The organism is Rhodococcus erythropolis R138, from assembly GCF_000696675.2.
GTDB lineage: Bacteria > Actinomycetota > Actinomycetes > Mycobacteriales > Mycobacteriaceae > Rhodococcus_F > Rhodococcus_F erythropolis.
In genome coordinates, this window is record NZ_CP007255.1 from 5550391 (window position 1) to 5566420 (window position 16030).

The 16030-nt window shown below is 57.8% G+C and carries 13 protein-coding genes; 2 read left to right on the forward strand and 11 right to left on the reverse strand.

Going from position 1 to position 16030, the window contains the following annotated elements:
* From H351_RS25435 to H351_RS25480, 10 genes are all read right to left on the reverse strand, one after another.
* Positions 1-1326, reverse strand: coding sequence for a UDP-glucose dehydrogenase family protein (locus tag H351_RS25435; RefSeq protein ID WP_029254704.1), 1326 nt, complete (start codon positions 1324-1326; stop codon positions 1-3).
* 52 nt (positions 1327-1378) lie between these two features.
* The gene (locus tag H351_RS25440) at positions 1379-2347 is read right to left on the reverse strand and encodes a GDP-L-fucose synthase family protein (RefSeq protein WP_019747431.1); all 969 of its coding nucleotides are present in this window, start codon (positions 2345-2347) and stop codon (positions 1379-1381) included.
* A complete protein-coding gene (gmd, locus tag H351_RS25445) occupies positions 2344-3375 on the reverse strand; it encodes a GDP-mannose 4,6-dehydratase (protein WP_020968749.1) in 1032 nt (343 codons plus the stop codon). The genes H351_RS25440 and gmd overlap by 4 nt, the downstream gene beginning before the upstream one ends.
* A gap of 100 nt (positions 3376-3475) precedes the next feature.
* The gene (locus H351_RS25450) at positions 3476-4540 is read right to left on the reverse strand and encodes a polysaccharide pyruvyl transferase family protein (RefSeq protein ID WP_029254703.1); all 1065 of its coding nucleotides are present in this window, start codon (positions 4538-4540) and stop codon (positions 3476-3478) included.
* Positions 4533-5744 (reverse strand): lipopolysaccharide biosynthesis protein, encoded by a 1212-nt coding sequence (locus tag H351_RS25455; RefSeq protein WP_158510647.1) that lies wholly within the window; start codon positions 5742-5744, stop codon positions 4533-4535. The genes H351_RS25450 and H351_RS25455 overlap by 8 nt, the downstream gene beginning before the upstream one ends.
* Positions 5745-5814: 70 nt before the next feature.
* Positions 5815-6354 (reverse strand): DapH/DapD/GlmU-related protein, encoded by a 540-nt coding sequence (locus H351_RS25460; protein ID WP_020968746.1) that lies wholly within the window; start codon positions 6352-6354, stop codon positions 5815-5817.
* Positions 6351-7640 carry a glycosyltransferase gene (locus H351_RS25465; RefSeq protein WP_024487405.1) on the reverse strand — a complete coding sequence of 430 codons (1290 nt, stop codon included), beginning with the start codon at positions 7638-7640 and terminating at the stop codon, positions 6351-6353. Before H351_RS25465 ends, H351_RS25460 begins: the two co-directional genes overlap by 4 nt.
* A 17-nt stretch (positions 7641-7657) precedes the next feature.
* Positions 7658-7996, reverse strand: a complete 339-nt coding sequence (locus H351_RS32615; RefSeq protein WP_024487404.1) for a DapH/DapD/GlmU-related protein — start codon at positions 7994-7996, stop codon at positions 7658-7660.
* Positions 7997-8211: 215 nt separating this feature from the next.
* Entirely contained in the window at positions 8212-9387 is a 1176-nt protein-coding gene (locus H351_RS25475) for a glycosyltransferase (RefSeq protein ID WP_046378107.1), read from the reverse strand.
* A gap of 98 nt (positions 9388-9485) precedes the next feature.
* A complete protein-coding gene (locus tag H351_RS25480) occupies positions 9486-11006 on the reverse strand; it encodes a sugar transferase (protein ID WP_029254699.1) in 1521 nt (506 codons plus the stop codon).
* 850 nt (positions 11007-11856) lie between these two features.
* Between H351_RS25480 and H351_RS25485 the strand changes: the two genes are divergently transcribed.
* Positions 11857-13323, forward strand: a complete 1467-nt coding sequence (locus H351_RS25485) for a hypothetical protein (protein WP_029254698.1) — start codon at positions 11857-11859, stop codon at positions 13321-13323.
* The gene (locus H351_RS25490; protein WP_029254697.1) at positions 13317-14768 is read left to right on the forward strand and encodes a glycosyltransferase; all 1452 of its coding nucleotides are present in this window, start codon (positions 13317-13319) and stop codon (positions 14766-14768) included. The genes H351_RS25485 and H351_RS25490 overlap by 7 nt, the downstream gene beginning before the upstream one ends.
* Before the next feature lie 2 nt (positions 14769-14770).
* Here H351_RS25490 and H351_RS25495 read toward each other — a convergent pair whose 3' ends face one another.
* Positions 14771-15946, reverse strand: a complete 1176-nt coding sequence (locus H351_RS25495) for an O-antigen ligase family protein (protein WP_051636457.1) — start codon at positions 15944-15946, stop codon at positions 14771-14773.
* Positions 15947-16030 lie beyond the last annotated feature (84 nt).

The window sequence follows — 16030 nt, forward strand, 5'->3', positions numbered from 1 at the left end:
CTACGGCCTTCCAAGACCTCGATAGGTCCACCCTGCGTCGCGCCAGGTGGTCGGTTCCAGGCAGTTACGTCCGTCGATGATGACCTTCTTGCGGACGACCGCTTCGAGATCCGACGGCAACAACTTTCGAAACTCGGTCCACTCGGTCAGAACCAAGACGACATCAGCTCCTGCACACGCGTCAAGTGCACTCGAAGTGTAAGTGAGGGTGGGGAACAACGCCTTCGAGTTTCCCATGGCCTTCGGGTCATAGACATTGACGGCAGCGCCTTGGAGCTGAATCTGGCCGGCAACGTTCAGCGCAGGTGAGTCGCGCACGTCGTCGGAGTCAGGCTTGAAGGCTGCACCGAGAACCGCCACATTGGCTCCGAGTAGAGAACCACACGCTTCTCGAGCCAGTTCGACCATCCGAGTACGACGACGCATGTTGATATTGTCGACTTCGCGTAGGAAAGTGAGTGCTTGATCTGCTCCCAGCTCACCCGCACGTGCCATGAAAGCACGGATGTCCTTAGGTAGGCAGCCACCACCGAAACCGATTCCGGCGTTGAGGAATCGCCTACCAATTCTCTCGTCGTGGCCGATGGCATCGGCAAGAACGGTCACATCCGCGCCCGACGCCTCGCACACCTCCGAGATCGCATTGATGAACGAGATCTTCGTCGCCAGAAATGCATTGGCTGACGCTTTGACCAACTCCGAAGTCGCAAGGTCGGTCACAACGAAGGGAATACCTTCGTTCAAGAGCTGCTCGTACACTTCACGCGCAACCGATTCCGCACGTCCGGGTCGATTACGGTCGACCCCGAGCACAAGCCGGTCCGGGTGAAGTGTGTCTTTCACCGCGTAGCCTTCCCGGAGAAATTCCGGGTTCCACGCCACCTCGACGTCTTGTCCGGCAGGCGCCAGTTCCCGGGCCCGCGCACCCAATCGCTCTGCTGTACCAACTGGCACTGTTGATTTCCCGAAGATAACGGTCGGCCTGGTCAAGAGGGGTGCAAGCGTCTCGATCACCGAATCGACAAAACGCATGTCGGCCGCGAACTCCCCCTTCTTCTGCGGCGTACCGACGCCGAGGAAATGGATGTCGGCGAACTCTGCGGCCTCCTCGTAGGAAGCCGTGAATCGAAGACGTCCCGCGGCTATGTTGCGGCGCAGCACTTCCTCGAGTCCCGGTTCGTAGAAAGGAACCTCCCCAGCTTCGAGCATCGCGAGCTTGTTCGGATCAACATCCACCCCGAGAACCTCGTGACCCAACTCGGCCATGCAAGCTGCATGTGTCGCCCCGAGGTAGCCGGTGCCGAATACCGCAATACGAGAAGTCATAACGATGTCTGCCTGTCGAAGTCGGGTTTACGTCGAATAATGCTGTAGTACTTCATGTCCTGATCGAATCGACGTTCTGTCGATACCACTCCACGGTCGATGCGATTCCCGCACGAAGATCAATCCTGGGCTGCCACCCCAAATCTCGAAGCTTCCCGATGTCAAGCAACTTCCGCGGCGTCCCGTCAGGTTTCGAATGATCCCATTCGATCTCGCCGTCGAACCCGATCTCGTCCGCCACGATCGCGGAGATCTCCGCGATACTCTGGTCCTCGCCCGTACCAACATTGACGTGTTCTGCTCCGTCATAGTGGTCGAGCAAATGAAGGCAGGCATCCGCCATGTCGTCGACGTGGAGAAACTCGCGCCTCGGCGTCCCGCTGCCCCAGTTCACGACTGACGCAGCTCCATCACGGCGCGCGTCGTCGAAGCGCCTGATGAGGGCCGGCAGCACATGAGAGCCCTTGGCAGAGAAGTTATCACCCGGGCCGTAGAGGTTCGTCGGCATCGCGGAGATCCACGGTCGCCCGAACTGCTTGCGAACAGCCTGTACCTGCAGGATTCCCGCGATCTTTGCGATGGCATATGCATCGTTCGTCGGTTCCAGATGACCGGTCAGTAGATACTCTTCGCGAATCGGTTGAGGCGCGAATTTCGGGTAGATGCAGGATGATCCGAGGAATAGAAGGCGATCTACGTCGAATTCGGCCGCCGCGTCCATCACGTTCACCTGGATGCGAAGGTTGTCGGAGATGAAGTCCACCGGCAGTGTGCTGTTCGCCAGTATCCCGCCCACTCTGGCCGCCGCGAGGACCACGTTCTTCGGCCTCTCAGCGGCGAAGAATTCGAACACGGCACCGCGGTCGCGAAGATCGAGTTCGGCGGACGTGCGACCGACAAGGCGATTGAAGCCGTCGGCTTCCAACCGACGCCAAATCGCTGAACCAACGAGTCCACGATGGCCCGCAACGTATACCGCGTCGCTCCGATCGAGGGACTTCTGCGTGTACTCCCCCGTCATCGAGCGTGCTCCCAATCCACCAGATTCGGACGGTCGATCCAGGGCTTGCCCTCACACGTCAGAGCCTCGATGTCCGCATCGACCATGATTCGAGCCAGCTCCGGGGTATGCACAGTCGCCTTCCAACCGAGCTTCTGCTCCGCCTTACCGGCATCTCCGATCAACGCATCTACTTCCGTCGGCCGCAGATAGCGCTCGTCGAAGCGCACGTGATCTTCCCAGTTCAGGCCGGCGTGCTCGAAGGCCACCGTCAGGAAATCCTTGACCGAGTAGTTACCGCCTGTCGCGAGCACGTAATCGTCCGGTTCGTCGGCCTGAAGCATTCTCCACATTCCCTCCACGTACTCCGGCGCATAGCCCCAGTCGCGGATTGCATCGAGATTGCCCATGTACAAATGGCTTTCCAGACCGGCCTTGATCCGCGCCACCGCTCGCGTGATCTTGCGAGTGACGAATGTTTCGCCTCGCCGGGGAGATTCGTGGTTGAACAGAATTCCGTTCACGGCAAAGATCCCGTACGCCTCGCGGTAGTTCTTGGTGATCCAGTACGAGTACACCTTCGCCGCACCGTACGGCGATCGCGGGTAGAAGGGAGTCTGCTCGTCTTGCGGAGGCGGTGTCGCACCGAACATCTCGGAACTGGACGCCTGGTAGAACCTGCATTCGAGACCAGCCATCCGGACTGCTTCGAGCAACCTGATCGACCCGATTCCCGTGGTGTCACCGGTATGTTCTGGCTCGTCGAAGCTCACCCGCACGTGGGACTGCGCTGCGAGGTTGTAGACCTCGTCCGGGCGTATCTGTGCGAGAAGAGTGACCAAACGCGCCCCGTCGCTGAGATCTCCGTAGTGAAGGAACAGTTTTGCATCCGGCGTGTGGGGATCCACATACATGTGATCGATTCGAGCTGTATTGAACGTGGACGACCTACGAATAAGTCCGTGGACCTCGTATCCCTTGCTCAACAACAGCTCGGCCAGGTATGAACCGTCTTGGCCTGTAATTCCGGTAATCAGTGCACGTTTCACTTGAAACTCCGTCCTCGAAGCAGATACTTGTCTGCGAGTAGTCATCGGCCGAATTGTGTTGTGTGGGAGTAACGAACCCACAACCAGAACTGAGAAACCCTCACGGCATTACTGCCCCCTTGATCCGCGATCTCAAATCCTCCAGTTCCGCGGCAGCGGAATCCATTCCGCGAGAGATACGGGTAGATTCGTCGTGCCCGAGATTCAAGCTGCCACCCGTCGCATCGTCCATCCAGGAGGCCTGCGGCGCGAGTACCGGTTCCAGCGAATCCCTCAGCTTCGGTACCGAACTGCTGCCCGCCATGACCGGTATCGATCCGCCTCGAGCGCTCAGGATCAAAACATGGAGGCGGTCACTGATGGTTACGGCAGCGCGCTCGTACAGGGCGCGGACAGCGAACTCCTGTTGCCGATGGGTCACGTCATCGTCCCATCCCACGTACTGAATACCCAGCGTTGCAGCAACTTCACGATTGTGGTTGTCGTCCTCGGCAACTTGGCAGCAGGCCACCAGATTCAAGCCGATTGCCTCGACCTGACTGTGGATCGACCGAAGAACCGCGTAGTTCACCGGTCGGTCATGCCGAAGTGAAAGCAAGGCTATTTCTCGGCTCGCAGATTCTCGGCCTGCAGACTTCGCTCCGTCGGATACGCCGGCCCGGAACGCGAGATCGGGATAGAACCGACTCTTGCCTCGCAGGTACTCACACGTCCTTTTGTCACGTGCCGCGTAGACGTCGGCTACGCCGACGAGGATCTTTTCGGGTACTGCCGCCATCGAGCTTCGCACCTCGATCGACCGTCCCAAAACGAGGACTCGTGTACCGAAAATGCGCAGCACCGCAAAGACTGTCACCAACAACGAGTGCTTGACGACGCTTGCTGCTGAAGCCCCCAGAACCGCCGGCCCAGGTGCCATCACGATCACTGCCCGCTTTCGGCGCACCGTATCGGACAAAATCGCTCGCCAGAAGCTGATACCCGAATCCATGACCTCGTCGGTTGGTTCCCAATCGAAGGCATCGACGTACTCCGCGCTCATACTGCCGGAAAAGACAACGGGTTTGAACCCCAGTTCACGCATGTAGTCGACTGCTGTTCGCCGTATCTCGATGTCACCCAGATTGCCCTGAGCTGCTGCGATACTCATGAAGAACCTACGCATGGGGATCCCTCCTCATTGCAACGACAACGACACAGGTCAACAATGCGGTTTGAAGTACATAGCTGAGCGAGAGCGACCACCCCGCTCCGAGCGCCCCGTAACGGGGGGCAGCAAGCACGATTCCGACGAGGCAGATCAAGGTGCTCACAACCGTTATGTAGGAGACAATTTCAACTCTGCCCGTACCTTGCAGAATCGCATTCAATTGGGACGAGATCGCTGCGAAGATCAAACTGAAGCAGACGACCTGCATTACCGGTACCGCGTCTACGTACGCATCGCCCAAAATCGGTGGAACGAGCACAGGTATGGCAGCTGCGATCACACCGAAGATCACCGCGCTTGCGATGCATACGTACATCGCGGGTCGCAGAATGCCCTGGGTGATTCGCCCGGTCGTCGAGCGCGCCGCCGCCGGCATGAGAACTGCCGCAAATGATGTGGGAATCAGCCGCAACGGCGTGGTGATACGACTCGTCACGCCGTAGATTCCGGAGACGGCCGGCGACGTGACAAGTCCAACCAGCAGTACGTCGAAGTTGCGCGTCTGAGTAGCAACGGAATTCAACCAGAAGTGCGAAGACTTGCCGATGATCGACTTGTACGAGCGTCTCGATCTCACACGAGTGATCGCCGGTCCGAGCCGAATGGCCACGAAGACAGCGATCATCGAAGAGAACGCGAGGCCCACGGAATACCAGAACACTGCGTCGACTCCTGCGAGCCAAGCCGCCGCAACAAAAACGAGAGCAAGTGCTCGCCGGAGGAGCAACGACACCGCGTTCTGCCAGGTATTCCCGTCAGCGAGTGGTAGCGAGAGCAGCGTCTCGACGTAATTGTCCAGAACAACCCAAGCTGTCAACGGCACTACGAACCAAAGCTTCGGCTCGAAGACCGCGGCTACCGCCGCGGTAAATGCCAGCAATGCACCAACGGCCAGGTTGGCGCGGCGCGAGAACTCCAAGGTCGACGCGATGAGGGGGTCCTGGTCACCCAACGCACGGATCCGAACCAGAAATGGGGTGAACCCGAAGTTCAGAATGGTCTGAAGCACCAGTCCGACACCATAAGCCGCAGCGAAGATTCCAAAGCCGGACGGACCGGAGATACGCGCGAGTAGGACCATACTCAGTGCCTGAATCAACGCACCGACAAGACGTCCGCCGGCGATTCCCGTGAACTGAACCACCAGGGGGTTCGTCATCACCTTCATGTTCCACCACCCGGGCACTCGAACGAGTGCGGAACCCCGGCGCAGCGCGGTCGTGCGCCCTTCATGGTCGTCCGATCGACGAAACCGGGGCGCGGACGATCGAACTCGCCGGAACATCAGATGTAACAAGGCAATTTGCGCCGATAACCGAGTGGTCACCGACCGACGTGCCACGGAGAATTGTGGACCTGGCCGCAATCCACACTCCGTCGCCGATGACGATCGGTCCGTTGTCGAACTCGAAAGTCCGTGACTTTCTGCTGTGACTGCCCGCGCACAGAAAGACGTCCTGCGAGACACAACTGTTCGACCCGATACTCACCGGTTCGAGATTGAGGATCCATGCTCCCTCACCCACCCAAGTGTTATCACCGATCGACAGTTTCCACGGCCAATGGATCTTCACGCCGTGCCGAATCAGGACTGCATCACCGATCTGAGCGCCGAACAGTCTGAGAATGGCAACTCGTATGCGTGCCGGCACGAACCAGGCCCGGAACAGTGGTGCCACCGCGAGCCAGGCGACCTGCACTGATGCCGGACGTCCCTTGTCGTATCCTGCCCCGGTGAATTCACCGAGGGAGAGCTGCGGGTGTGTCATCGCGCTCGGGCTTGCGTCGGGCGAGTCGGCAAACTGTCTCGATTGATGAGTCCGTCGAAGAGGTCACCGAACGCCGTGGTGGCAGAGCCGGGAGACAAGGTTTCGTGCACGTACTCCCCCCCGCTTCGCGCGAGTTGAGCGGCACGGACGGGGTCGGATACCAGCATCTCTATTTCACGTACCAATGCTTCCGGATTTCCGGCGTCAACACGTACTCCCGCCCCGGACAGGGCGATCTCCTCGCCGGAGGCACTGTCCGAAGACGTAGCCGCGACGACGGGTACCCCTGAAGCGAAATACGATGTGAGTTTGCTCGGAACGGCCATACTGCGAAGATCGGCCAACTCGTTGAGAAGTAGTGCGTCCGCTGCTCGCAGCACATCGGTGAAGTCCTCGCCGCCAACAGGATCCATGAATTCGATCCCGGTGCATCCCTCGGACAGCTCTTCGAGATGGGCCCGCTGATTCCCATCCCCCATCAGCACGAATTTGATGTCGGACTGCCGCGGCCCAAGTAAACGCGCGGCGTCCACTACGTTCTCGAGCCCTTGCTTGGCACCCATATTGCCGGCATGCAGAACTATCTTCTGTTCCGGCCCCCAGCCCAATCGCTTTCGCGAATCTTCTCGGGTGCAGGCAGACTGGGAGAGATCCAGGTGGGTCCAGTTCCTGATGACTGTGACGCTGCTCGAGTCGACTCCGAGGTTGTCCTGAGCATGCTTCGCGAACCGCGGATGGATCACGACGACGTGATCGGACTTTCGCAAGATCCAGGATTCGGCTCGATCAACGAGAGACGACAGGCCTCCGCTCAGCTGACCGGTCTCGGACGCGCCCAGTCCGTAGAAGTCCTGCACCCACAGCACCACGGGTGTGCGCGACCGAAGGAGCCTGGTCCTGATGACAAATGCCGCCGAGGACAAAAGTGTAGGACTTAAACACAGTATGAGGTCTGCTCGATGGAAAAGAGTCGCCCAGGTCGCTCTCAAAGCGAAACTTGCCTCCATCAGAATTCTTCGCAGGAAGCTGGGATTCCGAGGGATGTAATGACGAAGTCTTTGAACCGTCAGATTTTCCGACTGCTCTACGGAGGACAGACCTGAGAAGCCATCCATCTTTCGCCAGAATGGATAGTGCGGATACCCTGTCACTACCCTGACGTCAGCACCGGCATCCGCTATCGCATTTGCCAAACCCTCCGTGTACGGAGCGATACCGGTTGGCTCAGGAGAATAGTTGATTCCCACGATCAGGATTTTATTTCCCTGATTATCCATCGTGCTCATTTCCCTTTTCAGCTAACTCAGGACGGCAGTCCGTGCACAGCTTGCAGGTGTGCACTTCTCTGCGTGTCACTCTCGAATCGTTCGGCGACTTTCCGTGCCGGAACTCCGACATTCACCGAGAAACTCTCGACGTCGTTCGTCACGACCGAACCGGCTCCGATAACCGCACCGTCACCGATCTTCACACCGCTCAATATCACCGAACAGGCGCCTATCCATACGTCTGTTCCAATTTCGACAGAATCGCGGGCACCAGGCTGACGGTCCCCCACCCACGTCGACGCGAGCATCGGAATACCCACCTCGTCGATCGCGTGGTCTTCGCGCCCCACGATGTAGACGTTCATTCCGATCATGACGTGGGATCCGATGGAGCCGTCTACCTGAATAACGGTTCGGGGTCCGACACTGACATTATCGCCGATATTCAGTCGGTGAGGCGCACTGATGATAGCTCCACGGCCGGCGTTGAAGTCGCGCCCTACTGAAACATTCCCGTTCGATATTGCGAGTCCATTCATAATTCCGCGAAGGGCTCGCCTGACACCTGACGGTAGGCGTGATCGGTTGCTCATCGTACGACCATCTCCTTGGGCCATCCCTCATTGTCGAATTCGACGACCTGACCTCGCAACGCAGCAGAGATCCCCGATGCCATGGTTTCGGCGGAATAGAGATCCCCGACCTTCGCTGAAACTTCCTCCGCTGGAACGGGATTGGAGACAAGATGCAGGAAGTAGTCTCGCAGCGCCGCAGCCAGCGACTCCTCGGTCGTCGGTGAGTAACTCTGCATAGGACCGACAGCAGCAAGTTCGATCTCGGGGGCGTGCGGGGCGTCCTCGGGGTACAGCATCGGGACTCCGAATCCCAAACTCTGAGTGACACTCAACCCGACGTATCCGGGAGAGATCGACATGATTGAGCGTGCGTAGATTTCAGCAAGTTCGATCGGACTTTCAATGCGACCGTGTACCACAACGGACTCTTCCAGACCTAAATCGAGAATTTGCCGTTCTATCGTTTCCACCGCATTGCCGAAACCCACGATTTCCAACACGGCACCCTCGTCTACGAGGCCCGATCGGTGGAAAGCTGGAACCAATTGATCGACGTTCTTCTCGGCAACCAATCGGCCGACATAGACAATTGATCTACGCGATTCGCCGATGTTACCAGCGTTGATGTCAGCGCGTTTGTACAAAGAATTGGGTGCAACCCAAACTGGTTGGCCTGGAACCTCGAGCTTGGCTGGGACCACACTGGCGTACCCGTAAAGAATGGTCCCCTGAGACAAGCGGCGCATCGTTCGCCGAAGGAAAGCCGTCTTCGACGAAGAACCTTGCCTGGGATGCAAATGGCCCCAAAGAAGAGTACGGCGACGCGCTATTCGTCGAAGGACCAAAATACTCCACGATGTGAGACTACGGGGATTCAAATCCAGGATAGTCACGGACGCGGAAAGCGGATTTTTCCAAGAACCCACCTGAAGAAGAACCTTGTCACCGAAGATTCCGATCCGTCGAACGCGGTCGTAGAAATCCTTGTCGATGCCAGTTCGCACCGTGGAATCCAGCCCGTAGTCCGAAGCGAGAATATCGAGATTTCCTTCTTCCATCTCACGCAACACCTCGATGCACGGATTCCGATAGGTTGGAATCACCGCCAAATACATCGAGTATTTTGTTGATGACATCGAGCCTGCTCCCCCAAAGTTCTCATCGAGCACCACCGATTGGCCAGTGTGCATTGCGCAGTTCCCTTACTTCGGATCCCAGGCAGAGTTCGCCGGGAATGGCGAATCGGATTCGCGATACGAATACGAATACGAAAGACTGACTGAACGGATCAGTATGCGCCGTCACTAGCCATTACGGCTTTGAGCGTCTTCACGACGATCATCACGTCCCCGACCATCGACCAGTTGTCGACATAGGACAGATCCAGCCGAACGGTTTCTTCCCACGAAAGATCCGAGCGCCCGCTCACCTGCCACAAACCGGTGATACCCGGTTTGACCAGCAGTCGCCTTTTGACGGCCCCGTCGTATGCCTCTACCTCACGCCTCAACGGCGGTCTCGGGCCAACTACGCTCATCTCGCGACGGAGCACATTGACGAACTGAGGCAACTCGTCAATCGAAAACTTTCGAATGACGCGCCCCACCTTGGTAACCCGAGGATCGTCACGCATCTTGAACAGGACGCCGGCGCCCTCGTTATCCGACAGCAGGCTGTCGACCTGCGTATCTGCGTTCTGAACCATCGATCGGAACTTCAGCATCGGAAAGGGAACCCCGTCCAATCCCATTCGCTCCGACCGATAGAGCACAGGACCCCGACTGGTGAACTTGACTGCCAAGGCCGTCACGATCAAAACGGGACTGATCAAAATGAGAATGACAGATGCGAAAACGACGTCGAAGGCTGTCTTGGCGAACCGTTGAGCACCATGGTATCGCGGACGTTCGACGTGAATCAGTGGAAGGCCCGCCACCGGCCGCATCGACAGTCGCGGACCGGAAACATCCAGGATTCCCGGTGCCACAACAAGATCGACGTCCTTACACTCCAGATCCCAGGCCAGTTTCCGCATACCGTCGTAGCCGAGGTGTTCCGTCGCCGTAACCGCCACCGCATCGGCACCGACCAAATCGAGTGCGTCGGTCACGTCGTGCTCGTCGCCTAGGACCGGTATTTCGTTGCCGTCGACCACTATGACTCTGTCGCGACGTCCTAGTTGACTGGGTTGGCAGACGCCCACTACCCGGTACCCGTCACCGGGAGCTCGTTCGAAGGTCTGGGCCATTTTCTTGACTGCAACCGGGCTTCCCACGACCAAGACGGACGTCTGAAAATCGCCGCGAGACCGCTTCCGCGCGATCACCTTTCGCCAGATCCAGCGGCTCGCCATCAGTGCGGTCAGACCGACCGGAAATGCGAAGGCCAGATAGAGCCGTGCGATGTCCAACTGCAACAGCAAGCTGACAATCGCAATGAGACCGAAGAGGCGAACTGTCGCGACGAAGATTCGTCTGTACTCCTCGGGGCCGCTGCCGATCACACGAATCGAGCGAGTGCGGAAGATCCCCAAAGACGATAACCACATCGCCGCCAATGCAATTGACACACCGGTGTAGCTGAGTTGCCCGAGGATTCCGGGGCTTACCGCACGGCCGTCTCCGCCGAATCGTAGCCATTGAGCCAAAAAAACCGTCGCCACGATGATCACCGAATCGCCCAGGAACAGCCTTCTGCGGTATGCCGTTTCCCATTCCCTCCGAGAAGTCGATCCGCGGCGGAGGTCGGGCACTGCGCGGGGAAGCGTGTGCTTGGTCTTGCCCAGTGTGGACACGTCGAGCGCCGTCACGTGATCAGTCCCTTCCTCATTCGTGGAATCCGTGTGTCGTTGAATCCGTGTGTCGTTGACAGGTGTTGAGCGTGATTCACCAGATTTGAGCAATCCACTGGAACAGCAAATTGCTCGCTTCGATCCGAAGAGTGCAATTGTTCGAGAATCGGAACGCTCTCACGCTCCGATTGGATTACATTGCAGCACTGTCCGAGCGCAGGATCAAACGCAAAGTCATCCCAGTTCAGGCCTGTAGCCGCCCACACCCCCACCTATTCCAATATGGCCGCAGCGCAAGCGCTTTGCCTATCGCCCTTCGGAGGCGGATCGACTGGAACAACTGGACGAGAGATCGATTCAGAAGCAACTATCGCGTTACTTCAACGAAAGTGTGGCAAACGGGAGGACCTTACTCGTCAGTAGGCGGTTGCCACAGGGCACCGCATTAGAGATACCGCCTGAACAGAGGATCATTTCCATTGGTAACCAACGCTATGACTTTCGCCGACAGAAGGTGCCTGCGCCGTTGGGGACCTACGTCCCCGACAGGGATCTTGGTCCCTATTGCCGATTCGATGTGCAATTCGAAGGCGAATAGCACTACAGCCCTTGCTGATACAGGCATCAACATCAGAACAAGAACAGGTCGCTCGTCCAGTTCGCAACTAACCGGCCCCAAAAAGAAATTTTTCCTTCGTCTCAATATGTGAGATTCTTACCCGGCTTCGGCCATTCCGCATCGGCCGGTGTGCGGATTCGCACCTTGCGATCGATCACGTAAGGTCGACAAAAGTCGGGTTCGCTGACACAACCTCGCTGCAGCCGACACGGCCGGAGTAGACGACCAGTTCGAATAGGACTACATATCTTGAAGATTCGCGACCTACGCACGCAGTCGGGAATTATCCCCCGCCTCACAGTACGTTGGCTGATGATTGCAGCCGCGACAATCTTTGCTTTCTGGCCTACCTGGACCAATTTGTGGAGGAGCACCGCGGGCGGTACCGCCATCGGATACGTTTTTGTCCTCCCCTTGCTCTGCCTGATAGCCGCCGTCGGAACAGATTTGCGGCGAGGCCCGGACCTTCCGATCCACGACCGCGAGACGGACAAGATTGTCGGCGGTATCGGCTTACTTGTCTCTCTGGGTTTACAGGCACTCCTCATGCCACGTTTTGCCGAGAACTATGAACTGATGCATATCGATGTAATCGCGACTTGGGTATTCGTCTGGAGCGCAGCGGTTCTCATGTTCGGGCTGCGTCCGGTGAACCGCTACTGGGCAATCTGGGTTGTTCCGATCGTCCTGGCGCCGCTCATCTACCGCACGCTGGCGACTGAACTCGGCGGCACTCGATTCGACTACAGCATCATCATGGTGCTGGTCGCTTCGGCCGCAACGACGATCGCCGTCAGTAGGACCTGGAGACGAGGATTCGCCGGGTTCGTCGGCTCGTCCGTCCTGGGTGCCGCCTTGGTCTACTATCTCTCCCGTCAGTACCCGACTGCACCCTTGTTCAGCATCCAGCTGCTACCAGCACTAGGTAGCGCTTTACTGGTAGGCGGGTTCTTCTACCTGTACGAGCGACGTGGAAGGTCATGGAAGCCGTTCGAGCGTCCGCTCCGGAATCCTTCGACGTCGACCAGCAACTGGACGATCCTGGTGGTGTTCGCCGCGGCGATCGTGATGTTCTTTACGCCGGTGCCCACCGCTCAGGGCGTTCCGGTCTCGGTAGGCCCGCCGGCGACTGCTGATCCACGCCTCATCGTCCCCGCTGGTTGGCGTGAATTCTCGACCAACGAATACGATTGGCCGAGAAAATACTTCGGTTCCACTTCGGCACTCACTCGCCAGACGATTCGTGCTGATACGCCCAATCCTGCCTGGGACACCCAGATGCGCCCACGCACTGTCCAAATGGACGTTGTTCAAGTGCGTCGCCCGTCTACTCTGTCTGTCTATCCGAGCAATACAACTTATGATCTCCAGAACGCACGTGTCAGCCCCACCGTACGAGTCGAGTTGAGTCGTGGAGTCGTCGCGGAAATGTACACAGTTGTCGACGACTCCCTCCTACTCACCTGGAGCAACCTCAATTTCGTGTGGACACGCGGCGACGGTGCCGCACAACGCGTCACACTCTTGACAGTGGACAATCATGAACCGAATGCCTTGTTCCCCGAACCGAAACCATCAATGGCTTCGAATGGAAGCAACACCTTGGCCGTTCTACTCAGAGGCCGGATATCGACTGTGGACAGCGAATCTCAGTACAAGGATCTAGGTATGCTCCAGTCACTCGGAAGGCTCGTCGTGGAGGCACAGAAGTGGTAGATCCCGATCTCTCGGTTGAGGGCGAAAGCTCCGAAGAATTCAAACGAGCCGCACTCCACGACGCTGTGAACGGACTGCGTGAACGCAAACCGATTTCATCGGCATCAGTTGCGTTCTATCCGTGGCAGCGCAACATCCTGCTCCTGATTCTCGTGATCACCATGGTGTGTCTGGTCTTCTTCCTTACTCCCACGCTGATCGTTCTCACATTGGCGTGCACTCTCGGTTACGTGTGGGCGATGGTTGATCGACTCGTGCTGTTCACAAGAGGTTTGGATGCTTCCTCGATCATGACGATCAGCGATCAAGAGGCAAGCTCGCTTTCGGACGAAGAACTCCCGCACTACACAATCCTTGTTCCGGCATACAACGAGCCGGAAGTAGTCGGAGACCTGATTTCCGCTATGCGCGCGATCGACTACCCCTCGGACAAATTGCAGGTGCTCTTGCTCCTCGAAGAGGATGACACTGTCACTATCGAAGCTGCGACTGCCGCCGGAGTCGATGCTGTGGTGAGTATCTTGAAGGTCCCTGCTGCAGATCCGCGCACCAAACCCAAAGCCTGTAACTACGGATTGCACTTCTCTACGGGCGAGATAATCACCATCTACGACGCCGAGGACTCTCCGGATCCGCTCCAGTTACGTCGTGTGGTAGCAACTTTCGCAAAACTTCCATCGAATACTGCGTGCGTTCAGGCGAAACTCGCATTTCACAACGGAACTCAGAATTTGTTGACCGCATGGTTCACGGCCGACTACGCCCTCTGGTTCAATTTCATCCTCCCTGGGCTGATGCGCAGTCAGTCACCGATTCCTTTGGGGGGCACGTCCAATCACCTTCGGCGAAGTGTGCTCGACGAGATCGGCGCCTGGGATCCCTTCAACGTCACGGAGGACGCAGATCTCGGAGTTCGCATCGCCGAGAGCGGCTACCGGACCGCTGTTCTGAACTCGACGACGCTGGAGGAGGCCAACAGCGACACGATCAACTGGATCCGACAACGCTCACGCTGGTACAAGGGCTACCTGCAGACTTGGCTGGTTCACATGCGTCAACCCGTGAAACTGTGGCGCGGACTCGGCACGGTCGGATTTCTACGCTTCACGATCTTGATGGCGGGTACACCCGTCGTGGCGACGCTGAACATGGCATTCTGGCTGATCAGTCTCGGATGGATCCTCGGCCAGCCTGAGGTCATCCACGACGTATTTCCCAACTACGTCTACTTTCCGGCACTCGTGTCACTCGTCTTCGGTAACGCTGCAGTCCTTTACATGAACTTGGTGGCGTGCCGCGAGACGCGGAATCCCATGCTGCTGATTGCCTGCCTCACCGCTCCGCTCTACTGGGTACTGATGAGCATCGCAGCCATAAAAGGCACCTATCAGTTGATACGCAATCCGTCGTACTGGGAGAAAACCTTCCACGGACTGAACACGTAGCCTCAGTTCCCGATCGGAGATTGTTGCGCCGGTTGAGCTTTGGAGCTCGCGGTCCGATCGCTGTCGGTCGAAAGACACGCAAACGCGAGTACGACCGGTAGCCAGTAGTATGCCTGCTCGAAAAATGCCGATGTCAGAGCGAACGTCATCATCGAGACCAGAACGCCGGCCGCGGCGGCGTTCTTGCCGGACTTCATCGATCTGAACGCAACCAATGCCGACGCGCAGATGATCAGTGCCACAGCCAGGGCAAGCACCACCCCGCCTTGGTACCAGGATCGTAGAAACACATTGTGGACGACTGTGACGTTGTCGAACGAGGCCGCATTGGCCGCGTTCAAACCCACCCCGGACAGCGGATGCGCACGAATAGCGTCCCAAGCGAATCCGTAAGTATCGTTACGGATCTCTAGAGTGCTGACGGCCTTGGTCTGCCCTGTGACCTGAAGGTATCGATCAGCCGGCGTCTCCAGGTGCTTTCCGAACTCGGTGTAGGTGATTGCGATCCAGAAGAGGACGGAGGCACCGACAAAACTCTTGACGATGGTGGCGATCTTCACTCGCGAAGAAATCGCCACCACGATCAATCCGATCGCGCACGCCGACAACGAACTCAAGCTACCGGTTGCCAGCAGTCCCACCGCGTTCACAATCGAGATCAGCACCAGAACGACCCGATTTCCGACCTTTTGCACTGCAGCCCCCAGGCACAGAATCAGCGCAAGTGAGGACATGATGCCCAGAACGTTCGGGTGACCTGCCAGACCTGGAGCACGACCGTTCACAACACCGAAACCGAAGACGGATGAACCTGCCAATTGGATAGCGGCGACCAGAGCAGAAACCGATTGGCTTGCTATGAACGCAATACATACACGCCTGACAAATTCCGGATCGCGCCGGACATTGGCGACCATCACAAATATTCCGAGCCCGAGAACAATGAAGAGTTGGATTCCAACGTAGAGATTTCCGGTGACGTCACTGCCACGCGTTGCTGTTACCGTGGCGACAAGAGCGGCGTAGCCGGCGATCAACCAGACGCCGACAAACTGCGGCCGAGCAACTCGTCCCAGTGCTACTGACGCCACGATGACCGCAAGCACTGCCATCGCCCACAACTGCGTGACGGCGCCGGGCAACGAGCGGTATATCGGAACTACGACCGCGATCGCCATCCAGACGGCGGTAGTCGGCGACAAAGGAATTCTGCCTGTTCGCCCTGCCGTCGGAGCGGCATCATCCCGAAGGCCTTCAGGTCT